Origin of the sequence: Pseudomonas sp. EA_65y_Pfl2_P78, from assembly GCF_963970495.1 — a bacterium.
In the GTDB taxonomy this organism is placed as follows: Bacteria; Pseudomonadota; Gammaproteobacteria; order Pseudomonadales; family Pseudomonadaceae; genus Aquipseudomonas; species Aquipseudomonas baetica_A.
The window spans coordinates 1-24140 of sequence record NZ_CAXAON010000022.1 but is presented as its reverse complement, the minus strand read 5'-3'; the positions used below and the strand labels follow the sequence as shown (position 1 = coordinate 24140).

Sequence of the window (24140 nt, the reverse complement as noted above, 5' to 3'; positions counted from 1 at the left end):
CTGCTCAGTCTTGTGGGGACTTTGCGAGGCGCGTATCCTCGCTGACCAGTCTGTCCAACAGTAAAAAAGCGGAATGCCAAAATGTCTGATCTGAAAACTGCCGCTCTCGAATATCATGCCAATCCTCGTCCGGGGAAGCTGAGTGTCGAGCTCACCAAGGCCACTGCTACCGCCCGCGACCTGTCGCTGGCCTACAGCCCCGGCGTAGCTGAACCAGTGCGTGAGATCGCTCGCGATCCTGAACTGGCCTACAAGTACACCGGCAAGGGCAACCTGGTTGCAGTCATTTCCGATGGCACCGCGATTCTCGGCCTGGGCAACCTCGGCCCATTGGCTTCCAAGCCTGTAATGGAAGGTAAAGGCGTACTGTTCAAGCGCTTCGCTGGCATCGACGTTTTCGACATCGAAGTCGACTCCGAAAGCCCGCAAGCCTTCATCGACACCGTCAAGCGCATTTCCATCACCTTCGGTGGCATCAACCTGGAAGACATCAAGGCACCCGAGTGCTTTGAGATCGAACGCGCTCTGATCGAGCAGTGCGACATTCCAGTGTTCCACGATGACCAGCACGGCACTGCAATCGTGACCGCTGCAGGCATGATCAACGCCCTGGAAATCGCTGGCAAAACCCTGGCTGACGCCAAGATCGTCTGCCTGGGCGCTGGTGCTGCTGCCATCTCCTGCATGAAGTTGCTGGTGAGCATGGGCGCAAGCATCGAAAACATCTTCATGGTTGACCGTACTGGCGTGATTCACTCCGGCCGTGACGACCTGAACCAGTACAAAGCCGTGTTCGCCCACGCCACCGAGAAGCGCACCCTGGCTGACGCTCTGAAAGGCGCTGATGTGTTCGTTGGTCTGTCCGGCCCGAACCTGCTGAGCGCGGAAGGCCTGCTGTCGATGGCGGCCAACCCGATCGTGTTCGCGTGCTCGAACCCGGATCCGGAAATCTCCCCGGAACTGGCGCACGCCACCCGTAACGACGTGATCATGGCCACCGGCCGTTCGGACTACCCGAACCAGGTCAACAACGTACTGGGTTTCCCGTTCATCTTCCGTGGTGCCCTGGACGTTCGCGCCAAGCGCATCAACGAAGAAATGAAAGTGGCTGCTGCCAACGCCCTGCGTGAACTGGCCAAACTGCCAGTCCCTCAGGACGTGTGCGATGCCTACGGTGGTGCCCCGCTGGAATTCGGTCGTGAGTACATCATTCCGAAGCCAATGGACCAGCGCCTGATCACCCTGATCTCCGATGCCGTGGCCAAAGCCGCCATCGAGACCGGTGTGGCAACCCTGCCGTATCCGAAGAACTACCCGCTGAAAAGTGTCGATGATGTGTTCAACGGCTAAGTCGTTGTAGCGCTTCAAGCGAAAGCCCCGACTCGCAAGAGTCGGGGCTTTTTTGTTTCTGATGTCTCCTCGCGCGCAAGCCCGCTGCCGCAGGGGGGGCTCGCATAGTGGGTGCGCGAGCGGTTTTACCTGTGAAGAAGGCGGTTCATCCACTGCAAATCCTGAAGGCACAAAAAAGCCCCGCACTTCTCTCGAAGGCGGGGCTTGTCGGCGGTTCAGGATCAGAACAAATCGATTGGCGCCTGTTCATCCGCTGGCAACGGACTGCCCGGTGCGGTGCCGTTACCCAGTTCATTCACCGATGGCGGCGTGTCTTCGGCCTTGAACAGCTCGAAGTAGGCGCCCGGCGTGCTCGGTGTTGCCGCACGGCCGCTGACCGGATCAACCCGCAGGCTTAGGATGCCTTCCGGCTCAGGCTGCACGTGTGGCGGCTTGTCCTTCAGCGCAGCCGACATGTAGTTCATCCAGATCGGTAGCGCCACCGTGCCGCCGAATTCACGGCGGCCTAGGCTTTCCGGCTGATCGAAGCCTGTCCAGACCGTGGTCACGTAATCGGCGTTGTAGCCAGAGAACCAGGCATCTTTCGATTCGTTGGTCGTACCGGTTTTACCGGCGATGTCGCTGCGACCCATGGCCAGTGCGCGACGGCCGGTGCCGAGCTTGATCACGTCCTGCAACATGCTGTTGAGGATGTAAGTAGTGCGACCATCGACGATCCGCTCGGCCACTGCCGGCACTTGTGGTGCTGCTGTGTTGTCTGCGGATTCGCCCGGAACCGGCGCCGTGTCGACGGTGAGCGGTTGAGTGGCTGGCGCCGCGATGCCGTCCGTGGCCGAGCCGCCCTGCGGCACGGTTGGCGGGTTGGCGACGAACAGCGTGTCGCCATTGCGGCTTTCAATCTTGTCGATGAGATACGGAGTGATCTTGTAGCCGCCGTTGGCGAACGTGCTCCAACCGGTAGCGATCTCCATTGGCGTCAGGGTCGCGGTGCCCAGCGCCAGAGACAGGTTGGGCGGCAGATCCTGCTTGTTGAAGCCGAAGCGGGTGATGTAGTCGATGGTCTTGCCGACGCCCATCGCCTGCAGCAAACGGATCGACACGAGGTTGCGTGACTTGTACAGCCCCTCGCGCAGACGGATCGGACCCAGGAACGTGTTGTTGTCGTTCTTTGGTCGCCAGACCTTGTCCATGTATTCGTCGACGAAAACGATCGGTGCGTCGTTCACCAGGCTGGCGGCGGTGTAGCCGTTATCCAGCGCAGCACTGTAGACGAACGGCTTGAAGCTCGACCCCGGCTGACGCTTGGCCTGCATGGCGCGGTTGTAGTTGCTCTGCTCAAAGGCAAAACCGCCGACCAGGGAGCGAATCGCACCGTTCTGAGGATCCAGCGACACCAGCGCACCTTGCGCTTGCGGAATCTGGCTGAATTTCAGCGAATTGTCCTTCTGGCGCTGTACTCGCACCAGGTCGCCGACCTGCGCGACATCCGACGGCTGACGCGGGGTGGCGCCCATGCTGTTGGTGTTGAGGAACGGCCGCGCCCATTTCATGGTGTCCCAGGCGACATGTTCTTCACCGGTACGGGTCAGCACTTGCAGGCCGTTCTTGTCGACCTGGGTGACGATCGCCGGTTCCAGGCTGCTGATGGTGCGCTGTTTGGTCAATTCGTTGGCCCAGGCTTCGCGGGTTTTGCCCGGCAAGCGCGATTCAGGGCCGCGATAGCCGTGACGCTGGTCGTAGGTCATCAAACCTTCGTGCAGCGCAGTGTTGGCCATTTCCTGCAGGTTGCTTGGCACCGTGGTGGTGACGCGGAAGCCTTCGGTGTAGGCGTCGCTCCCATAGCGACCGACCATTTCGGCGCGGGCCATTTCGGCGATGTACGGCGCGTTCACTTCTGGCGTCGGTACGTGATAGCTGGCGTTCAGCGGTTCGTTGACCGCGGCGGTGTAGTCCGCCTCGCTGATCTTGCCGAGTTTGTACATGCGCCCCAGGATCCAGTCGCGGCGTTCTTTGCTGCGCACCGGGTTCGCCAGCGGGTTGAAGCGCGACGGGGCTTTTGGCAGGCCGGCGATCATTGCCATTTGCGCCAGGCTGATGTCGCGGATCGACTTGCCGTAATACACCTGCGCCGCCGCCTCGATGCCGTAGGCGCGGTTGCCCAGATAGATCTTGTTCACATACAGCTCAAGAATCTCGTCCTTGGTCAGCTGTCGTTCGATTTGCAGGGCCAGCAAGATCTCGGTGGTTTTGCGCGAGAAGCTGCGTTCGCTGCTCAGGAAGAAGTTCTTCGCCACCTGCATGGTGATGGTGCTGCCGCCGGACTGAATGTGGCCGCTTTTGACCAATTGCGTCGCGGCGCGCATCAGGCTGCTCGGATCGACACCGTAGTGATTGGCGAAATTGTCGTCTTCAGCACTTAGTAATGCATTAATGAAATTGGGGGGAATGTCGGCGAAACGGATCGGAGTCCGGCGCATTTCGCCAAATTCTGCGATCAACTTGTTGTCGCTGCTGTAGACCCGCAGTGGAATCTGCAACTGAATGCTTCTCAGCGCCTCCACAGATGGCAAACCCGGACTAAGGTAAAGATACGCGCCGCTGAGACCTAATAGCAGTCCGCAGAAAACGGCGACGATGGACCAACCGAAAAATTTCAGCAGACGAATCAAGGCTTTTGGACATCCAGGGCAAAGAATGAATTTGGCGACGGGGTTCCGGCTATACACAGAACGGCCCGCGCTGGCAGTAAAAAGCGGAAAAAATCGCTGGGCATTATAAGCACTTTTCTGCCGGAGGCGTCATTGGCGCTTCTGTCAAGACGGGGCGAAGGAACGCAATGCGTATTACAGAGTCCGTAACTCACGGAAAGTCATAGGGAATTGGTAGTGCTGGGACTCTTCAATAAAAAGGCCAATACGTTACTGGGGATCGACATCAGTTCCACGTCGGTGAAGCTGCTGGAGTTGAGCCGTCAGGGTGACCGCTACCGGGTCGAGGCATACGCGGTGGAGCCGTTGCCAGCTAACGCTGTGGTCGAGAAAAACATCGCCGAGCTCGAAGGTGTCGGCCAGGCGCTGAGCCGGGTGCTGGTCAAGGCGCGCACCAGCAACAGGAGCGTGGCGGTGGCGGTGGCCGGTTCCGCGGTCATCACCAAAATCATCGAAATGGACGCCGGACTGTCAGACGACGAGCTGGAAAACCAGCTCAAGATCGAAGCTGACCAATACATACCCTATCCGCTGGACGAGGTTGCTATCGACTTTGAAGTCCAGGGCGTGTCGCCGCGCAACCCCGAGCGAGTCAACGTGTTGCTCGCTGCCTGCCGAAAGGAGAACGTCGAAGTCCGTGAAGCAGCCCTCGCGCTCGCCGGGCTGACGGCTCGCGTGGTGGACGTCGAGGCGTATGCGCTGGAACGCTCGTTCGGCCTGCTCGCGACGCAACTGGCGGCCTCCCAGGAGCGCCTGACCGTGGCGGTGGTCGACATCGGCGCAACCATGACCACCCTCAGCGTTCTGTACAACGGCAAGATCATCTACACCCGAGAGCAACTGTTCGGCGGTCGTCAACTGACCGAAGAAATCCAGCGTCGCTATGGCCTGACCGTCGAGCAGGCGGGGCTGGCGAAGAAACAGGGTGGCCTTCCCGACGACTATGTCAGCGAGGTGTTGCAGCCATTTCGTGAAGCGCTGGTGCAGCAGGTTTCGCGTTCGTTGCAGTTCTTCTTCGCCTCAGGGCAGTACAACGCGGTCGATCACATTCTGCTGGCCGGCGGCACCGCATCGGTGTCGGGTCTGGATAGATTGATCGAGCAGCGCCTCGATACGCCGACTCAGGTGGCCAATTCTTTTTCCGACATGGCCTTGAGCAGCAAGGTCAACGCCGGGGCCCTGGCCAGTGACGCGCCGGCCCTGATGATTGCCTGCGGGCTCGCGCTCAGGAGTTTCGACTGATGGCGCGGATCAACCTTTTACCCTGGCGTGAGGAGCGCCGCGAAGCACAGCGCAAACGCTTCCTGCTGGTGCTGACGGGCGTGTTGGTCGGCTCTGTGGGCGCAGTGTTTATCGCCGATCAGATCATCAATACGGCCATCGCCCGGCAAGCGGCCCGTAACGACTACATTGGCAAACAGATTGCTGTAGTCGACGAGCGGATCAAACAAATCAGCGAGCTTAAGGCTCATCGCCAACAATTGCTCGAGCGCATGAACATTATCCAGGACCTGCAGGGCAACCGGCAGGTCATCGGGCGGATTTTCGATCAACTGGCGCGCACTTTGCCCGATGGCGTGTATTTCACTGACGTGAAAATGGCTGGTAAAACCCTGTCGATCAGTGGGGCGGCGGAGTCGAACAATCGTGTTTCCGAGTTGATGCGCAATCTGGAGGCGTCCGACTGGTTCGAAGCGCCGAGTCTGAACGAAGTGAAGGCCGCTTCAGCCGACCAGGTGGAGCAGGCCAACGTCTTTCAATTGACTGTTCGTCAGACCCAGCCCATGACGCTGGAGGACGAGCAATGAAGCCGTCCGAATGGCTGGAGAGTCTGCGCAACGTCGATTTCAACGATCTGGACACCAGCAACATCGGTTCCTGGCCGGCCGCGGTGAAGGCCATCGCCGGCGCGCTGGTGATGGTTCTGGTATTGGCGTTTGGCTATAACTTTTTCATCAGCGACATGGAAAACCAACTCGAGGCCAGGCGCCTGGAGGAGGCCGCGCTCAAGGAGCAGTTCGCCAGCAAGGCGCACCTGTCGGCCAATCTCGAGTTGTACACCCAGCAGATGAAGGAAATGGAAAACTCCTTCGGCGTGTTGTTGCGGCAATTGCCGAGCGACACTGAGGTGCCGGGTTTACTGGAAGACATCACCCGCACGGGATTGGGTAGCGGCCTGGAGTTCGAGGAGATCAAACTGCTGCCGGAAGTGACTCAGCCGTTCTACATCGAACTGCCGATCCAGATTACCGTCACCGGCTCCTATCACGATCTTGCCACTTTCGTCAGCGGAGTGGCCGGGTTGCCGCGCATTGTCACGCTGCATGATTTCGAACTGGCACCGGCCAATAAGGAAGGCGGGCCGAAGCTGCGCATGAGCATTCTCGCCAAGACTTACCGCTATAACGACAAGGGGCTGCAGAAATGACCCTGACTCGTTATCTCGCGCTGTCGGCGGCGCTGCTGGCATTGAGCGGGTGTGGCGGCAGCGAAGGTTTCAGTGACCTCGACGCCTATATGAATGAAGTGCGTCTGCGCCCGGCGGGCAAGATTGAACCCACGCCGACATTCCACACTTACCCGAAATTCACGTATAGCGCCGCCAATCTGCGTAGTCCGTTCTCACGTCAGGTGCGTGTCGATCTGGCCGGGCAGAAGCACGGTTCGCGCAACGTCAAACCTGACCCGAACCGGGTCAGGCAATACCTCGAAGGCTTCAACATCGAGCAGTTTGAAATGGTCGGCACGATTTCCAATGCCAACCGCTCCTTTGCGCTATTGCGCGGGGCGGGCGGGGTGCATCGGTTGAAGGTCGGCGACTACCTGGGGCGCAACGACGGGCGCATCGTTGCCATCAGCGCCACTCAGGTCGATGTCATTGAAATCGTGCCCGACGGCGAAGGCGCCTGGCTGGAGCGTCCACGCACCATTCCTTTGAAAGAGCACTCTTAGTGGAAGTCGAATAATGAACAGGATTTTCTCCACCCTCGGTTTTTCGCTATGGATAGCGCTGATGTCGCCGATGGTAATCGCGGCCAATCTGAAGACGCTGGACGTGGCGGCATTGCCGGGTGATCGCGTCGAACTGAAGCTGTCGTTCGACGGCCCTCCACCGCAACCCAAGGGCTACACCACCGAATCCCCGGCGCGGATTGCCCTGGATTTGCCCGGTGTAGCCAGTCATTTGGCCAAAAAGAATCTCGATCTGGGCCGCGGCAATGCGCGCACGGCCACGGTGGTTGAAGCCAAGGATCGCACCCGCCTGATCGTCAGCCTGACGCAGCTTGCGCCTTACAGCACGCGGGTCGAGGGTAAGAATCTGTTCGTGGTGGTAGGTCAGGGGGCTCCAGCGGCCACGCCGCGTTCCGCCGCTGTTGCAGCGCCGCGCGTGACCACGGCGGCGCCTCCCGCCACGGCGTTCGTCGCCAAGGCCCGAGCCATTCGCGGCGTTGATTTTCAGCGCGGTACCGCAGGCGAGGGCAACGTGGTCATCGACCTGTCTGACCCGACCATCGCCCCGGATATCCAGGAACATGATGGCAAAGTCATCCTCAGCTTCGCGCGCACCCAGTTGCCCGACAAGTTGCGGGTGCGCCTCGACGTCAAGGATTTCGCCACGCCTGTGCAGTTCGTCAATGCTGCCGCGACCGGCAATCGTGCAATCATCACCATCGAGCCCAGCGGCACTTTCGATTACTCCACATTCCAGACCGACAACAAGCTGACCGTCAGCATTCGTCCGATGACGATGGACGACCTGCAAAAACGCAACGCTGACCGTCAGGCCTACACCGGCGAAAAACTCTCGCTGAATTTTCAGGACATCGATGTACGTTCGGTGCTGCAACTGATCGCTGATTTCACCAACCTCAACCTCGTGGCCAGCGATACGGTGCAGGGCGGCATCACCTTGCGCCTGCAAAATGTGCCGTGGGACCAGGCACTGGATCTGGTGTTGAAAACCAAAGGGCTGGATAAACGCAAGATCGGCAATGTGCTGCTGGTGGCGCCGGCCGATGAGATCGCCGCCCGTGAGCGCCAGGAGCTGGAATCGCAGAGGCAGATCGCTGAATTGGCACCGTTGCGCCGTGAACTGCTGCAGGTGAATTACGCCAAGGCCGCGGACATCGCCAAGCTGTTCCAGTCGGTGACCAGCGCCGAGGCGAAAATCGACGAGCGCGGTTCGATCACCGTCGATGAACGCACCAATAACATCATTGCCTACCAGACTCAGGATCGTCTTGATGAGCTGCGGCGGATCGTGGCGCAATTGGATATTCCGGTGCGCCAAGTGATGATCGAGGCGCGAATCGTTGAGGCCAACGTCGATTACGACAAAAGCCTGGGCGTGCGCTGGGGCGGCTCCATCCAGAACAAGGGCAACTGGAACACGTCTGGTGTGAGCAACGGTTCTTCCACCACCATCGGAACGCCGGGCAGCACCAGCACCAACTCGCCGTTCGTCGACATGGGCACCGTCAACAACACGTCCGGGATTGGTATCGCTTTTATCACTGACAACGTGTTGCTCGATCTCGAGCTGACGGCCATGGAAAAAACCGGCAACGGCGAAATCGTCTCGCAACCGAAAGTCGTCACCTCCGACAAGGAAACCGCCAAGATCCTCAAAGGCACCGAGATTCCCTACCAGGAAGCCAGCTCCAGCGGCGCCACCTCGGTGTCGTTCAAGGAGGCTTCGCTGTCGCTGGAGGTGACGCCACAGATCACGCCAGACAACCGCATCATCATGGAGGTCAAGGTCACCAAGGACGAACCGGACTACCTGAACAAAGTGCAGGATGTCCCGCCGATCAAAAAGAACGAGGTCAACGCCAAGGTGCTGGTCAATGACGGCGAAACCATCGTGATTGGGGGCGTTTTCTCAAATACTCAAAGCAAGGTCGTAGATAAGGTGCCATTTCTTGGCGATGTGCCGTATCTTGGCCGCCTTTTCCGGCGTGATGTGGTTTCGGAGAAAAAATCCGAGCTGCTGGTATTTCTCACTCCGCGTATCATGAATAACCAGGCGATTGCTGTGAGTCGTTGATTCTGTGCGAAATTTGATTCTTGTAGGACCGATGGGCGCTGGAAAAAGCACCATCGGCCGGTTGCTGGCCAAAGAGCTGCGCCTGCCGTTCAAAGATTCCGACAAGGAAATTGAACTGCGCACGGGCGCCAATATCCCGTGGATCTTCGACAAGGAAGGCGAGCCGGGCTTTCGCGACCGTGAGCAGGCGATGATCGCCGAACTGTGCGGATTCGATGGCGTGGTGTTGGCGACCGGCGGTGGCGCAGTCATGCGCGATGCCAACCGCAAGGCCCTCCATGACGGCGGGCGTGTGGTGTATTTGCACGCCTCTGTCGAACAGCAGGTTGGCCGCACCTCCCGCGATCGCAATCGGCCGTTGCTGCGCACCGCTGATCCGGCGAAAACCCTGCGAGACCTGCTCGCGATCCGTGATCCTCTTTATCGGGAAATCGCCGATCTGGTGGTGGAAACCGACGAACGGCCGCCACGCATGGTGGTGCTCGACATTCTCGATCGCCTGGCGCAGCTTCCACCCCGTTAAAGCATCGCCCGAAATGCGCTATCCTCGGCGTCCTGTCACAGCCCGTCGAGGTTGTGGCGGATGGCGTGCGAGCGGCGTCATACCCGCTATAGGCCGCAGACAACCAATAATTCAGGGCAGGACGCCTGCTTCCATCTTCACTGTGGGGACACATGCAGACACTCAAGGTCGATCTAGGCGAGCGCAGCTACCCGATTCATATTGGCGAAGGTTTGTTGGATCAGCCGCAACTGCTGGCTCCGCATATTCACGGGCGGCAGGTGGCAATCATCTCCAATGAGACCGTTGCGCCGCTCTATCTCGAACGTCTGACCCGCAGCCTGGCGCAGTTCTCGGTGATTTCCGTGGTGTTGCCCGACGGCGAAGCCTTCAAGAACTGGGAAACCCTGCAACTGATCTTCGACGGTCTGCTGACCGCCCGTCATGACCGCCGCACGACCGTTATTGCCCTGGGTGGCGGTGTGATCGGCGATATGGCCGGTTTCGCCGCGGCCTGTTACCAGCGTGGCGTCGATTTCATCCAGATTCCCACCACTTTGCTGTCCCAGGTCGATTCGTCGGTGGGCGGCAAGACCGGTATCAATCATCCGCTGGGCAAGAACATGGTTGGCGCGTTCTATCAGCCGAACGTGGTGCTGATCGATACCGCTTCCCTGAAGACGCTGCCCGAGCGCGAGTTGTCGGCGGGGCTGGCGGAAGTCATCAAGTACGGCCTGATATGCGACGAGCCGTTCCTGACCTGGCTCGAAGACAATGTAGACGCCTTGCGCGCACTGGATCAAAAGGCCCTGACGTACGCCATCGAGCGCTCCTGCGCAGCCAAAGCTGCGGTGGTCGGCGCTGATGAGAAGGAAACCGGCGTACGCGCCACGCTCAACCTCGGTCACACCTTCGGCCACGCCATCGAGACCCACATGGGCTATGGTGTCTGGCTGCATGGTGAGGCGGTGGCGGCTGGCACCGTGATGGCGCTGGAGATGTCCGCGCGTCTGGGCTGGATCAGCGAGCAGGAGCGTGATCGCGGTATTCGCCTGTTCCAGCGTGCAGGTCTGCCGGTGATCCCGCCTGCCGAAATGACCGAAGCCGATTTTCTTCAACACATGGCAATCGACAAAAAAGTGATCGACGGTCGCCTGCGCCTGGTGCTGCTGCGCCGGATGGGCGAAGCGGTAGTGACCGACGATTATCCGAAAGAGGTTCTACAGGCCACGCTGGGAGCGGATTACCGCGCCTTGGCACAGCTTAAAGGTTAATAAGATTCCGATGACTAGTTTGCATGCCGACGAGGCGTTCCTCGGCCATTTTCAGTTAAGTCACGATCCCTTCGCGCCGCGGGTGCCGGGCTTCAAGTTCTTTCCGGCCCAGCGCAAACCGGTGCTGGGACAATTGCATCATCTGGCGCGTTACAGCCAGTTGCTGCTGGTGGTCACCGGCCCGGAAGGCAGCGGCAAGACCCTGCTGCGTCAGGCGCTGGTCGCCAGCACCAACAAACAATCTGTGCAGAGCGTGGTGGTTTCCGCCCGCGGTGCTGGTGATGCGGCTGGCGTGCTGCGCCAGGTGGCGCAGGCGCTGAACGTCGCTCAGGCCGATGTCGCTGCGATTCTGGATCAGGTGGTGCAACTGGCGCTGACCGGCCAGGAAGTCTATCTGCTGGTGGACGATGCCGAGCAACTCGACGAATCGGCCCTCGATGCGCTGATGGCACTGGGTGCCGGCGCGCCGGAAGGTCGCCCGCATGTATTCCTGTTCGGTGAATCGTCGCTGATCGCTCAACTCGAGGCTTTGCAGCTCGAGGAAGAACGCTTCCACGTCATCGAGTTGCAGCCTTACACCGAAGAAGAGACCCGCGAGTATCTCGACCAACGGCTCGAAGGTGCAGGCCGGGGTGTCGAACTTTTCACCGCGGATCAGATCTCTGATATTCACGAAAGCGCCGAGGGTTGGCCGGGTAACATCAACCAGGTCGCTCGCGATGCTCTGATCGAAGTCATGATTGCCAGCCGCTCTGCGGTCAAGCGTCCAAGTATGGGGTTTAACATGCCGAAGAAACACGTATTGGCGATTTCTGCCGTCGTTGTGGTCGCGGTTGCCGCCGCCTGGTTGATGCCGGGTCGCAGCAAGGCACCCACCACCGGCGCGCCGGCCAATGAGCAGGCTCAACTGCCATTGGGTCAGGGCGCAGCGAATGGCGGTGCTCCAGCGGTCGAATTCGCCGGTAATACACAGCCGATGCCGTTGCCGCTGGTCGGCAACTCGCAACCCGTCATGCGCGGCCCATTGGCCGAAGCGGCTGGCGGTATCACTGAAGGCGACGACGGCGTGCCATTGGAAGGCTCCAGCGATACGCCGCCAACCGTGACCACTTCGGCGCCACCGGCGGGTGTTCCGGCCGGTCCTGCACCGACGCCGGCACCGACGCAAATCGCCACTGCAAAGCCTGCTCCGGCAGCGCCAGCAGCCAAACCGGCTCCAGCGCCTGCCAAGCCAGTGGCAGCCGCTAAACCGGTCGAGAAGCCGGTTACTGTCGCCAAAGCCGCCGGTGGCAGCTGGTACGCCGGGCAACCGACGGGCAACTACGTGGTGCAGATCCTCGGCACCAGCTCCGAGACGAGCGCACAAAACTTCGTCAAAGAGCAGGGCGGCGAGTACCGTTATTTCAAGAAAATGCTCAACGGCAAGCCTCTCTACGTGATCACCTACGGCAACTTCGCCAATCGTGACGCGGCTGTTTCTGCCATCAAGGCCTTGCCAGCGAAGGTTCAGGCTGGTAAACCTTGGCCTCGCACTGTCGCCAGCGTCCAACAGGAACTGGCAACAACTCGCTGAAGATTCGGCGGCCTTACCCAGGCCGCCTCTCCAAGCACCTCAAAATTTCTACGAGTGCGCGCGTCCTTCCAGGTCGCGTGCCTTGTGGTGTCTGCGTCACAGTAGTCTTTGAGTCGTTGCGGTCAAAATTAAAAAAGTTTTGACTAGCACAGCAGATCGCTTTAAACCTTTCACAAATGCGACATGAATTTGCGACATTTCGTCGTCAAATTTGTGAGCCTCTGTGTCGCTGTGTACAATGACCACCCTTTTGCCCCCGCTAAGCCGGCGTACGTTCGGCGCGGAACGCAAGTGGTTGAATTGAAAAGAAATTTGCCTCGAAAAGAGGCAGCCTGGTGAGAAAGTGTCTATGAAAGCAGGTCTGTACCAACCAGATGAATTCAAGGATAACTGCGGTTTCGGCCTGATAGCCCATATGCAGGGCGAGCCCAGTCATACCCTTTTGCAAACGGCCATTGAGGCCCTGACCTGCATGACCCACCGCGGTGGGATTAATGCCGACGGCAAGACCGGTGACGGTTGCGGTCTGCTGATTCAAAAGCCCGATGCGTTCCTGCGTGCGATTGCCCAGGAAGCCTTCAGCGTCGAACTGCCCAAGCAATATGCCGTGGGCATGGTCTTCTTCAATCAGGATCCGGCCAAGGCCGAAGCCGCTCGCGAGAACATGAACCGCGAGATCCTCGCTGAAGGCCTGCAACTGATCGGCTGGCGCAAAGTGCCAATCGACACCAGCGTCCTTGGTCGCCTGGCCCTTGAGCGCCTGCCGCAGATCGAGCAGGTCTACATCGGCGGCGAAGGCCTGAGCGATCAGGACATGGCGGTCAAGTTGTTCAGCGCCCGCCGTCGTTCGTCGGTGGCCAATGCCGTCGACTCCGACCACTACATCTGCAGCTTTTCGCACAAGACCATCATTTATAAAGGCCTGATGATGCCGGCCGACCTGGCCGCGTTCTATCCAGACCTGAGCGACGAGCGCCTGCAAACCGCGATCTGCGTGTTCCACCAGCGTTTCTCCACCAACACCCTGCCGAAATGGCCGCTGGCTCAGCCATTCCGCTTCCTCGCCCACAACGGCGAGATCAACACGATCACCGGTAACCGTAACTGGGCGCAGGCCCGTCGGACCAAGTTCACCAACGATCTGATGGATCTGGAAGAACTCGGCCCGCTGGTCAACCGTGTCGGTTCCGACTCCTCGAGCATGGACAACATGCTCGAACTGATGGTCACCGGCGGCATCGACCTGTTCCGTGGCGTGCGGATGATCATTCCGCCTGCGTGGCAGAACGTTGAAACCATGGACCCGGATCTGCGTGCGTTCTACGAGTACAACTCGATGCACATGGAGCCTTGGGACGGCCCGGCCGGCGTGGTCATGACCGATGGTCGCTACGCGGTGTGCCTGCTTGACCGTAACGGTTTGCGCCCGGCGCGCTGGGTCACCACCACCAACGGTTTCATCACCGTTGCTTCGGAAATCGGCGTCTGGAACTACCAGCCAGAAGACGTGATCGCCAAGGGCCGTGTCGGTCCGGGGCAGATCCTCGCCGTGGACACTGAAACCGGGCAGATCCTCGACACCGATGCGATCGACAACCGCTTGAAATCCCGTCATCCGTACAAGCAATGGCTGCGCAAGAATGCCCTGCGCATTCAGGCGACCATGGAAGACAACGATCACGGTTCGGCTTTCTACGACGTCGATCAGCTCAAGCAATACATGAAGATGTATCAGGTCACGTTCGAGGAGCGCGATCAGGTCCTGCGTCCGCTTGGCGAACAAGGCTACGAAGCCGTGGGCTCGATGGGCGACGATACGCCGATGGCCGTGCTGTCCCAGCGCGTGCGCACGCCGTACGACTATTTCCGCCAGCAGTTCGCGCAGGTCACCAACCCGCCGATCGACCCGCTGCGTGAAGCCATCGTGATGTCGCTGGAAATCTGCCTCGGTGCCGAGCGCAACATCTTCCAGGAGTCGCCGGAACACGCCTCGCGTGTGATCCTCAGCTCGCCGGTGATTTCCCCGGCCAAGTGGCGCTCGTTGATGAATCTCGACCGCCCGGGCTTTGAGCGGCAGATCATCGACCTCAACTACGACGAAAGCGTTGGCCTCGAAGCGGCCATCCGCAATGTGGCCGATCAGGCTGAAGAAGCCGCGCGCGCCGGTCGTACCCAGATCGTCCTGAGCGACCGCCATATCGCGCCGGGCAAACTGCCGATTCACGCCTCGCTGGCCACCGGTGCGGTACACCACCGCCTGACCGAAAAAGGCCTGCGCTGCGACTCCAACATCCTGGTTGAAACCGCCACTGCACGCGATCCGCATCACTTCGCCGTGCTGATCGGCTTCGGCGCTTCGGCGGTCTATCCGTTCCTTGCCTACGAAGTGCTGGGCGACCTGATCCGCACCGGTGAAGTACTGGGCGACCTCTACGAGGTGTTCAAGAACTACCGCAAAGGCATCACCAAAGGTCTGCTCAAGATCCTGTCGAAGATGGGCATCTCGACCATCGCTTCGTACCGCGGTGCGCAGTTGTTCGAAGCCATCGGCCTGGCCGAAGAAGTGTGCGAGCTGAGCTTCCGTGGCGTGCCGAGCCGCATCAAGGGCGCACGTTTCGTCGACATCGAAGCCGAGCAAAAGGCACTGGCCACCGAAGCCTGGAGCCCGCGCAAGCCGATCCAGCAGGGCGGCCTGCTGAAGTTCGTCCACGGTGGCGAATATCACGCCTACAACCCGGACGTGGTCAACACCCTGCAAGCCGCCGTGCAGCAGGGCGACTACGCCAAGTTCAAGGAATACACCTCGCTGGTGGACAACCGTCCGGTGTCGATGATTCGCGACCTGTTCAAGGTCAAGACCCTCGACACGCCGCTGGACATCAGTGAAATCGAACCGCTGGAATCGGTGCTCAAGCGCTTCGACTCCGCCGGTATCTCGCTGGGCGCCCTGTCGCCGGAAGCTCACGAAGCCCTGGCCGAAGCCATGAACCGCCTCGGTGCGCGTTCCAACTCCGGCGAAGGTGGTGAAGACCCGGCGCGTTACGGCACCATCAAGAGTTCGAAAATCAAGCAGGTCGCCACTGGCCGTTTCGGCGTGACGCCGGAATACCTGGTCAACGCCGAAGTGCTGCAGATCAAGGTCGCCCAAGGCGCCAAGCCGGGCGAGGGCGGGCAACTGCCGGGCGGTAAAGTGAACGGGCTGATCGCCAAGCTGCGCTATGCAGTGCCGGGTGTAACGCTGATTTCGCCACCGCCGCACCACGACATTTATTCGATCGAAGACTTGTCGCAGCTGATTTTTGACCTCAAGCAGGTCAACCCGAAGGCGCTGGTTTCGGTGAAACTCGTCGCCGAAGCGGGCGTCGGCACCATCGCTGCCGGTGTGGCCAAGGCCTACGCGGACTTGATCACCATCTCCGGCTACGACGGTGGCACCGGTGCTTCGCCGCTGACCTCGATCAAATACGCTGGCGCACCGTGGGAACTCGGCCTGGCTGAAACCCACCAGACCCTGCGCGGCAACGACCTGCGCGGCAAAGTCCGGGTGCAGACCGACGGTGGCCTGAAAACCGGCCTCGACGTCATCAAGGCTGCCATCCTCGGCGCCGAAAGCTTCGGCTTCGGTACTGCGCCGATGATCGCGCTGGGCTGCAAATACCTGCGCATCTGCCACCTGAACAACTGCGCCACCGGCGTCGCGACGCAGAACGAGAAGCTGCGCAAGGATCACTACATCGGCACCGTCGACATGGTGGTGAATTTCTTCACCTACGTCGCCGAAGAAACCCGTGAGTGGCTGGCCAAGCTCGGCGTGCGTTCCCTCGAAGAGCTGATCGGCCGCACCGATCTGCTGGAAATCCTTGAAGGCCAGACCGCCAAGCAAAACCACCTGGATCTGACCCCGCTGCTGGGCAGCGATCACATCCCGGCGGACAAACCTCAGTTCTGCGGCGTTGAGCGCAACCCGCCATTCGACCAAGGCCTGCTGGCCGAGAAAATGGTCGAGATGGCGTCGTCGGCGATCAATGACATGAGCGGCGCCGAATTCGACCTGGACATCTGCAACTGCGACCGTTCGATCGGCGCGCGGATCTCCGGTGAAATCGCGCGCAAGCACGGCAACCAGGGCATGGCCAAGGCGCCGATCACCTTCCGTTTCAAAGGGACGGCGGGTCAGAGCTTCGGCGTGTGGAACGCCGGCGGTCTGAACATGTACCTGCAAGGCGATGCCAACGACTACGTCGGCAAAGGCATGACCGGCGGCAAACTGGTCATCGTGCCGCCGAAGGGCAGCGTCTATCAGACTCAGAACAGCGCCATCATCGGCAACACCTGCCTGTACGGCGCCACGGGCGGCAAGCTGTTCGCCGCTGGCACCGCAGGTGAGCGTTTCGCCGTGCGTAACTCAGGTGCCCACACGGTTGTGGAAGGCACTGGCGATCACTGCTGCGAGTACATGACCGGTGGTTTCGTCTGCGTCTTGGGCAAAACCGGTTACAACTTCGGTTCTGGCATGACCGGTGGTTTCGCCTACGTGCTTGATCAGGACAACTCTTTCGTTGACCGGGTCAACCACGAACTGGTGGAAATCCAGCGGATCAGCGGCGAGGCGATGGAGGCCTATCGCAGCCATCTGCAAAACGTGCTGAACGAGTACGTCGCCGAAACCGACAGCGAGTGGGGGCGTGAACTCGCCGAGAACCTCGATGACTACTTGCGCCGTTTCTGGCTGGTCAAGCCGAAGGCCGCCAACCTGAAATCGTTGCTTTCCAGCACTCGTGCCAACCCGCAGTGATATGCGCCTGAAGAGTTTGATGAGGTTTTAACAATGGCTGAACGTCTGAATAACGACTTCCAGTTCATCGATGTCGGGCGCAAAGATCCGAAGAAGAAACTGTTGCGTCAACGCAAGAAAGAGTTCGTCGAGATCTACGAACCGTTCAAACCCCAGCAGTCGGCCGATCAGGCCCACCGCTGCCTGGGTTGCGGCAACCCGTATTGCGAATGGAAGTGCCCGGTGCACAACTTCATTCCCAACTGGCTCAAATTGGTGGCCGAAGGCAACATCCTTCAGGCCGCCGAGCTGTCGCACCAGACCAACACCCTGCCGGAAGTGTGCGGCCGGGTGTGCCCGCAGGATCGTCTGTGCGAGGGTGCCTGCACCCTCAACGACGGTTTTGGCGCGGTGACCATCGGTTCGGTCGAGAAGTACATCACCGACACCGCGTTCGCCATGGGCTGGCGCCCGGACATGTCCAAGGTCAAACCGACCGGCAAGCGTGTCGCGATCATCGGCGCAGGCCCGGCAGGTCTGGGCTGTGCCGACGTGCTGGTGCGTGGCGGTGTGACCCCGGTGGTGTTCGACAAGAACCCGGAAATCGGTGGTCTGCTGACCTTCGGTATCCCCGAGTTCAAGCTGGAAAAGACCGTGCTGAGCAATCGTCGCGAAGTCTTCACCGGCATGGGCATCGAGTTCCGCCTCAACACCGAGGTCGGCAAAGACGTGACCATGGAACAACTGCTCGCCGAATACGATGCCGTGTTCATGGGCATGGGCACCTACACCTACATGAAGGGCGGTTTTGCCGGTGAGGATCTGCCGGGCGTCTACGACGCGCTGGACTTCCTGATCGCCAACATCAACCGCAACCTGGGCTTTGAAAAGTCGCCGGAAGATTTCGTCGACATGAAAGGCAAGAAGGTCGTGGTACTCGGCGGCGGCGACACGGCGATGGACTGCAACCGCACGTCGATTCGTCAGGGCGCCAAGTCGGTGACCTGCGCCTATCGTCGTGACGAAGCGAACATGCCCGGCTCGCGCAAAGAGGTGAAGAACGCCAAGGAAGAGGGCGTGAAATTCCTCTATAACCGCCAGCCGATCGCCATCGTCGGTGAAGACAAGGTCGAAGGCGTGAAGGTGGTCGAGACCCGTCTCGGCGAACCGGACGCCCGTGGCCGCCGCAGCCCCGAGCCGATCCCGGGCTCCGAAGAGATCATCCCGGCCGACGCCGTGGTCATCGCCTTCGGTTTCCGTCCGAGCCCGGCGCCGTGGTTCGAACAGTTCGAAATCCAGACGGACAGCCAGGGCCGCGTAGTTGCGCCCGAGCAAGGTCAGTACAAGCACCAGACCAGCAACCCGAAGATCTTTGCGGGTGGCGACATGGTGCGCGGTTCGGATCTGGTGGTGACGGCGATCTTCGAAGGCCGTAATGCCGCCGAAGGTATCCTCGATTACCTTGGTGTTTAACCAGACTTGAAATGCGATTAAATGTGGGAGCGGGCTTGCTCGCGAAAGCGGTCTGTCAGTCAACATCTCTGTTGAGTGTGCCGGCCTCTTCGCGAGCAAGCCCGCTCCCACAGTTGTTTCGTGGTGTTGCAAAAAGCCGGTTTCAACCGCGACAAATTGACCCGATAGACAAAAGGCTGACCTGCATCCGTGCCTTTTGCGTCGCGCTCTGAGAAAATGCCCGCACTTTTTTTCCGGATGCCGACATGACTGCCCTGAAGAACGACCGTTTCCTGCGCGCCCTGCTCAAGCAACCCGTTGACGTCACCCCGGTGTGGATGATGCGTCAGGCCGGTCGCTACCTGCCGGAATACCGCGCCAGCCGTGCCCACGCCGGTGACTTCATGAGCCTGTGCATGAATCCGGAATTCGCTTGCGAAGTCACGATGCAACCGCTCGACCGCTACCCGCAACTGGACGCGGCGATCCTGTTTTCCGACATCCTCACCATCCCCGATGCCATGGGCCAGGGCCTGTATTTCGAGACCGGTGAAGGCCCGCGCTTCAAGAAAGTCGTCAGCACCCTGGCCGACATTGAAGCTTTGCCTATCCCTGATCCGCACAAAGACCTTGGTTACGTGATGGATGCGGTCAGCACCATCCGTCGCGAGCTCAACGGTCGCGTTCCGCTGATCGGCTTCTCCGGCAGCCCTTGGACGCTGGCCACATACATGGTCGAAGGCGGCTCGTCGAAAGACTTCCGCAAGACCAAAGCGATGCTCTACGACAATCCGCAAGCCATGCACCTGCTGCTGGATAAACTCGCGCAGTCGGTGACCTCCTACCTCAACGGCCAGATCATGGCCGGTGCGCAAGCGGTGCAGATCTTCGATACCTGGGGCGGCAACCTGTCGGCGGCGGCGTATCAGGAGTTCTCGCTGGCCTACATGAAGAAAATCGTCAGCGGCCTGATCCGCGAGCACGACGGTCGCAAAGTGCCGGTGATCCTGTTCACCAAGAACGGCGGCCTGTGGCTGGAAAGCATCGCTGACGCTGGCGCCGACGCACTGGGCCTGGACTGGACCTGCGACATCGGCAACGCCCGCGCCCGTGTCGGCGACAAAGTCGCGCTGCAAGGCAACATGGACCCGACCGTGCTTTATGCAAAACCGCAAGCGATCCGCACCGAAGTCGGGCGCATCCTGGCCAGCTACGGCAAGGGCAGCGGCCACGTGTTCAACCTCGGCCACGGCATCACCCCTGAGGTCGATCCGGAGCACGCGGGCGCCTTCCTGCGCGCGGTGCACGAGTTGTCAGCGCAGTATCACGAGTGATCGACGCCCAGCTCTAAGTTCAGCAAAGCAAAACGCCCGGCAAATGCCGGGCGTTTTTGTTTTCACGATCTGGAGCCGAAAACAGACCAACTGTGGGAGAGGATTTTTGTCAGGCGTTGACGCCGCCCAACGGCGGCAACTTCGCCAGCTTCAACGCCACCAACAGCGCCACCAGCAACAGCGCGCCGATAAACAAACCAATCCCGTTCCACCCGCCCAAGTGCCAGAACACCCCGCCTGCCGTGCCGGCAATGCTTGATCCGGCGTAATAGCTAAACAGGTAAAGCGAAGACGCCTGTCCTTTGGCTCTGGTCGCCCGCCGCCCGATCCAGCTACTCGCCACCGAGTGCGCCCCAAAGAAGCCAAAGGTGAAGATCAGCATGCCGATGATGATCAGCGGCACAGGGGGGAACATCGTCAGCGCCAAACCTGCAAACATTAGCGCAATCGTCGCCCACAACACTTTGCGTCGGCCCAGTTTGTCCGCCAGTGAACCGATCTTCGCCGAGCTGTAGATACCCGACAGGTACACCACCGACAGCAAGCCGACAAACACCTGATCAAGATTGTACGGCGCAGCCAGCAAGCGATAGCCGATGTAGTTGAACAGCGTGACGAACGCGCCCATCAGCAAAAAGGCTTCAAGGAACAGCAGCGGCAAACCGGCGTCGCGAAAATGCATGGTGAAGCCGTCGAGCAGGCTGCGCGGGTGTAGCGAGCGCGAACGAAAGTTGCGCGACTCCGGCAGGATTTTCCAGAACACCGCTGCCGCGACCAGCGCCAGGCCGCCAATCACCAGCATCGCCGTGTGCCAACTGACGAAGTCGATCAGCACCCCGGTGATCAACCGTCCGCTCATCCCGCCAATTGCGTTGCCGCCGATGTACAAACCCATGGCAAGGCCGATGTGCTGCGGATGAATTTCTTCACTCAGATAGGTCATCGCCACCGCCGCCAGACCGCTCAATGACAACCCGATCAGTGCGCGCATGATCAGCACCCCCTGCCAACTCGGCATCATTGAACTGGCGATGGTGCACAACGCCGCCGCGAACAGCGCGGTGACCATCACCGGTTTACGCCCGACCCGATCGGAAATCGGCCCGGTAATCAGCAGGCCGATGGCGAGCATACCCGTGGACACTGACAGAATCAGGCTGCTCTGCGCCGCGTTGATCCCGTATTCGTGGGACAGCAGCGGCATCATCGGCTGTACGCAATACAGCAGGGCGAAGGTCGCGAAGCCGCCGCTGAACAGCGCGAGCACCGTGCGCATGAACATCTGCGTGCCTTTTTCGATGTAGATCTCTTGCAGCTCGGCGACGACATCGTCCGCCGCTGTGGGCGGGACTTCATGAGCAAGAGGGGCAGCGGCGGTTTTCACATCAGACCTCGAAGGGCACGGCCAGGCAGGCAATGAAAAAATCATATAGCTGGCTAATGTTTCTATCCAATATATTGTTCGACCTGTTTGATAGCTTTAACGACCTATTGAGGTTTCCATGGAACTGCGCCACTTGCGCTACTTCATTGCCGTCGCCGAAGAACTGCACTTCGGCCGTGCCGCACAGGCGTTGGGCATCTCCCAGCCGCCGCTGAGCCAGCAGATTCAGGCGCTGGAGCAAGAGGTCGGCGCGCGACTGTTCGAGCGTACCAATCGTCGGGTCGAGCTGAGCGAGGCCGGCAGATTGTTTTTGGAGGAAGCGCGGCTGGTGTTGGCCCAGGTCGATAAAGCGGCGGACGTCGCCCGACGTGCGCAACTCGGTGAATTGGGCGAGTTGAAGATTGGTTTCACCTCGTCGGCGCCGTTCAACTCGACTATTCCGCAGGCGATCTTTTCCTTTCGCCAGCGTTTTCCGGCGGTGCACCTGAACCTGCGGGAGATGAGCAGTACCCAAGTGGCTGAGGCGCTGGTCGATGAGTCGATCGAGGTCGGCATCATGCGCCCGCTGGGGTTGCCGGATTCGTTGAGCGTAGTCGAGTTGATGCGCGAACCGCTGGTGGCGGTGCTCAGTGCCAAGCATCCACTGGCCCAGGGATCGGAGGAGGGCTTGTTCCTCTCGGCGCTGGCGCTGGAGCCGTTCGTGTTCTTTCCGCGCAGCTATGGCAGCGGTCTCTACGCACAACTGCTCAGCCTGGCCCGCGATGCCGGGTTCAGCCCACACTTTGCCCAAGAGGCCGGCGAGGCGATGACCATTATCGGACTGGTCGCGGCGGGGTTGGGCGTCTCGGTATTGCCTGCGTCCTACCAGCGGATGCGCATCGACGGCGTGGTCTACCGGCCGCTGCTGGATCCTGAAGCGGTTTCAGCGGTGTGGCTGGTGCAGCGCAAGGATCAGAAATCGCCGATGGCCAAGGCGTTTGTCGACCTGCTCACGCGCAAGGTCGAGCCTTCAATTGGGTGATGGCTGCGGGCCTTTTCGCGAGCAAGCCCGCTCCCACAGTGGGCCGGGGCTTGTTCGCGAAGGCCTACGCACCAGCGCCACCTGTTTTATGGCAACCGCACCAGATCCCCCTTCAACGCTACCCGCGTGACAAAAATCCCCGCCCGGCACTCATACGTATTCAAATCCTTGCGCACATGCCGGTCGTAATAACTGACGATATTGACCACCGCATTCGCCCCGACCCGTTTGGCATCGGCCTGCAGCTTGATCAGATTCGACTGCAACACCCACTCGCAGGAATCGTGATCACTCTTGTTGAATCCGTTGGTCTTCAAATCACTGACTACTCCGCTGCGCAACAACTGCTGAGTCCCCTGCGGCCCATTGCCGAGCAGATAGAACTTCACGCTGCCATCCAGCCGTCCGGCGCGAACCGCGTCCGACAGCACGGTTTCGAAGGGCATGTACATCAGATTGGTGGCGTGGCTGGCGCTGGGCAGTAGCGCGAAAAGCGCAGCGGCGATCAGGGCTTTCACTTGCATGGTCATCTCCTTGACGGTGAAAGAGAACCGCGAGTGCTCGACAAATTGGACTCGCCATTCCGGCAGGCTGTTTGGGGCTACCTGCTTGAGCAAGTGTAGTTGGCTGGCAGGCAATGTTGTTTAGGCGTTCAAGGAAATACGAGCAGCCTTATGGAAAGGAGGCGCGCAGGTGAGCGCTACCAAAAAGCTAAAACAGTGTGGTGTAAAGCCGAAGCAGGAAGCGGGAGCGTCGCGATCTAATAAAGGAGAGCGATATGTTGTCAGTATGGGGTTAATGTTGTCACAGGTCAGGTATTCGCTCGGGTTTTACTTTGGTTAAGTTTGAGGCTGAATAATAACTTCTGCGAGGAATTCACGTCTGAAGTCACCGGTATTCCATTACAGAGATAAACCGGTGACTTTTTGCATGCCAGATCAGTAACCGGGCTCTTTATAGGCAGGATGAGCTGCCTCAATAATTATCTTGCAATACATTGTTTTTCCTTTTAAAGTTTCTTTAACTTTGTTTTCGTATTTGCCACCCTCGTAGAAATTTATTTCATTGTGAAGGTTATCAACGAAATCATTGAGGGACATTGTGGTTGATGATCCCTCGGCAATTACGTTTATCGTCAGAAACGCACTAACTTCTTCAGTGTACTCAACTTTTTCGGTCCAGGTTTTTTCAGCGCTTTTAGCATCTTCGGTTGCAGCGGACATCATGTCTAAAAGTTTTTCTTCAAGTTCGTCTCTTGAGTTTATCCATTGATAGTCAGACATTGTTTGTTTCCTTTTGATAGTTGTTGGTTTTTAAATGCCACAAGTAAAAAACGCCTTTTTGAAGGTTTTTTTTGCTTAATCAATTTATAAGGATTTACTTTTCGTGCCACCTGTCATAAGTGACAGGTTAATAGAGAGTTTTGGAATGGATGGTCCTAGGTTCAGAGCTTTTTGTTCTACGTCAATTGGTTGTGAAATGGCTCCCGGTAAAACAAAAGGGCGCCAATTCAGACTGTGTGAAAACCTAGCAATCTGTGCGGCACTCAAAGAAAATGCTCCGTATCGAAAGATACGGAGCATTTTTCGTTATGGCCTACATCCAAGGAGAGTCCCGCAGCCAGACCAGCGTGTTCCCGGCCTCGCTGGAGGAACTGATCCCCGAGGATCACCTCGTTCGTGTGATCGACCTCTACGTCGCCAAGCTGGATCTGGTGCAAC

The 24140-nt window shown here is 59.4% G+C and carries 17 protein-coding genes; 13 read left to right on the top strand and 4 right to left on the bottom strand.

Annotated features, from left to right (window positions below; all coding sequences use genetic code 11):
• Positions 1–81 precede the first annotated feature (81 nt).
• Positions 82–1350: a malic enzyme-like NAD(P)-binding protein gene (locus AACY02_RS17050; RefSeq protein WP_339432955.1), complete on the top strand. Its 1269-nt coding sequence runs from the start codon at positions 82–84 to the stop codon at positions 1348–1350.
• Positions 1351–1571: 221 nt separating this feature from the next.
• Here AACY02_RS17050 and AACY02_RS17045 read toward each other — a convergent pair whose 3' ends face one another.
• The gene (locus AACY02_RS17045) at positions 1572–4016 is read right to left on the bottom strand and encodes a penicillin-binding protein 1A (protein WP_401159729.1); all 2445 of its coding nucleotides are present in this window, start codon (positions 4014–4016) and stop codon (positions 1572–1574) included.
• 219 nt (positions 4017–4235) lie between these two features.
• Between AACY02_RS17045 and AACY02_RS17040 the strand changes: the two genes are divergently transcribed.
• From AACY02_RS17040 to hemE, 11 genes are all read left to right on the top strand, one after another.
• Positions 4236–5300: a pilus assembly protein PilM gene (locus AACY02_RS17040; protein ID WP_339432953.1), complete on the top strand. Its 1065-nt coding sequence runs from the start codon at positions 4236–4238 to the stop codon at positions 5298–5300.
• Positions 5300–5866 (top strand): PilN domain-containing protein, encoded by a 567-nt coding sequence (locus AACY02_RS17035; protein WP_339432952.1) that lies wholly within the window; start codon positions 5300–5302, stop codon positions 5864–5866. The genes AACY02_RS17040 and AACY02_RS17035 overlap by 1 nt, the downstream gene beginning before the upstream one ends.
• Complete coding sequence (gene pilO, locus AACY02_RS17030) at positions 5863–6486, top strand: type 4a pilus biogenesis protein PilO (RefSeq protein WP_339432951.1); 624 nt, start codon at positions 5863–5865, stop codon at positions 6484–6486. Before AACY02_RS17035 ends, pilO begins: the two co-directional genes overlap by 4 nt.
• Positions 6483–7010, top strand: a complete 528-nt coding sequence (locus tag AACY02_RS17025) for a pilus assembly protein PilP (protein ID WP_339432950.1) — start codon at positions 6483–6485, stop codon at positions 7008–7010. The genes pilO and AACY02_RS17025 overlap by 4 nt, the downstream gene beginning before the upstream one ends.
• Positions 7011–7023: 13 nt before the next feature.
• Complete coding sequence (gene pilQ / locus AACY02_RS17020; RefSeq protein WP_339432949.1) at positions 7024–9105, top strand: type IV pilus secretin PilQ; 2082 nt, start codon at positions 7024–7026, stop codon at positions 9103–9105.
• Positions 9106–9109: 4 nt separating this feature from the next.
• On the top strand, positions 9110–9628 hold the full coding sequence (aroK, locus tag AACY02_RS17015; RefSeq protein WP_221731302.1) for a shikimate kinase AroK: 519 nt from the start codon (positions 9110–9112) through the stop codon (positions 9626–9628).
• Positions 9629–9780: 152 nt separating this feature from the next.
• Positions 9781–10881, top strand: coding sequence for a 3-dehydroquinate synthase (gene aroB / locus AACY02_RS17010; protein WP_339432948.1), 1101 nt, complete (start codon positions 9781–9783; stop codon positions 10879–10881).
• A gap of 10 nt (positions 10882–10891) precedes the next feature.
• The gene (locus tag AACY02_RS17005) at positions 10892–12454 is read left to right on the top strand and encodes an AAA family ATPase (RefSeq protein WP_339432947.1); all 1563 of its coding nucleotides are present in this window, start codon (positions 10892–10894) and stop codon (positions 12452–12454) included.
• Positions 12455–12803: 349 nt separating this feature from the next.
• Positions 12804–17249: a glutamate synthase large subunit gene (gene gltB, locus AACY02_RS17000; RefSeq protein ID WP_339432946.1), complete on the top strand. Its 4446-nt coding sequence runs from the start codon at positions 12804–12806 to the stop codon at positions 17247–17249.
• A 33-nt stretch (positions 17250–17282) separates the two neighbouring features.
• Positions 17283–18701: an FAD-dependent oxidoreductase gene (locus tag AACY02_RS16995; RefSeq protein WP_339432945.1), complete on the top strand. Its 1419-nt coding sequence runs from the start codon at positions 17283–17285 to the stop codon at positions 18699–18701.
• A gap of 245 nt (positions 18702–18946) precedes the next feature.
• Positions 18947–20014, top strand: coding sequence for a uroporphyrinogen decarboxylase (gene hemE / locus AACY02_RS16990; protein WP_339432944.1), 1068 nt, complete (start codon positions 18947–18949; stop codon positions 20012–20014).
• A gap of 109 nt (positions 20015–20123) precedes the next feature.
• On the opposite strand, the gene AACY02_RS16985 is transcribed toward hemE, so the two are convergent.
• Positions 20124–21398 (bottom strand): MFS transporter, encoded by a 1275-nt coding sequence (locus tag AACY02_RS16985; RefSeq protein ID WP_339432943.1) that lies wholly within the window; start codon positions 21396–21398, stop codon positions 20124–20126.
• A 118-nt stretch (positions 21399–21516) separates the two neighbouring features.
• Here AACY02_RS16985 and AACY02_RS16980 point away from each other — a divergent pair, with 118 nt between their 5' ends.
• Positions 21517–22419, top strand: coding sequence for a LysR family transcriptional regulator (locus AACY02_RS16980; RefSeq protein WP_339432942.1), 903 nt, complete (start codon positions 21517–21519; stop codon positions 22417–22419).
• An 86-nt stretch (positions 22420–22505) separates the two neighbouring features.
• On the opposite strand, the gene AACY02_RS16975 is transcribed toward AACY02_RS16980, so the two are convergent.
• Together AACY02_RS16975 and AACY02_RS16970 are read right to left on the bottom strand one after the other, a co-directional pair.
• Positions 22506–22943, bottom strand: coding sequence for an excinuclease (locus AACY02_RS16975; RefSeq protein WP_339432941.1), 438 nt, complete (start codon positions 22941–22943; stop codon positions 22506–22508).
• 414 nt (positions 22944–23357) lie between these two features.
• Positions 23358–23702, bottom strand: a complete 345-nt coding sequence (locus AACY02_RS16970; RefSeq protein ID WP_339432940.1) for a hypothetical protein — start codon at positions 23700–23702, stop codon at positions 23358–23360.
• Positions 23703–24140 lie beyond the last annotated feature (438 nt).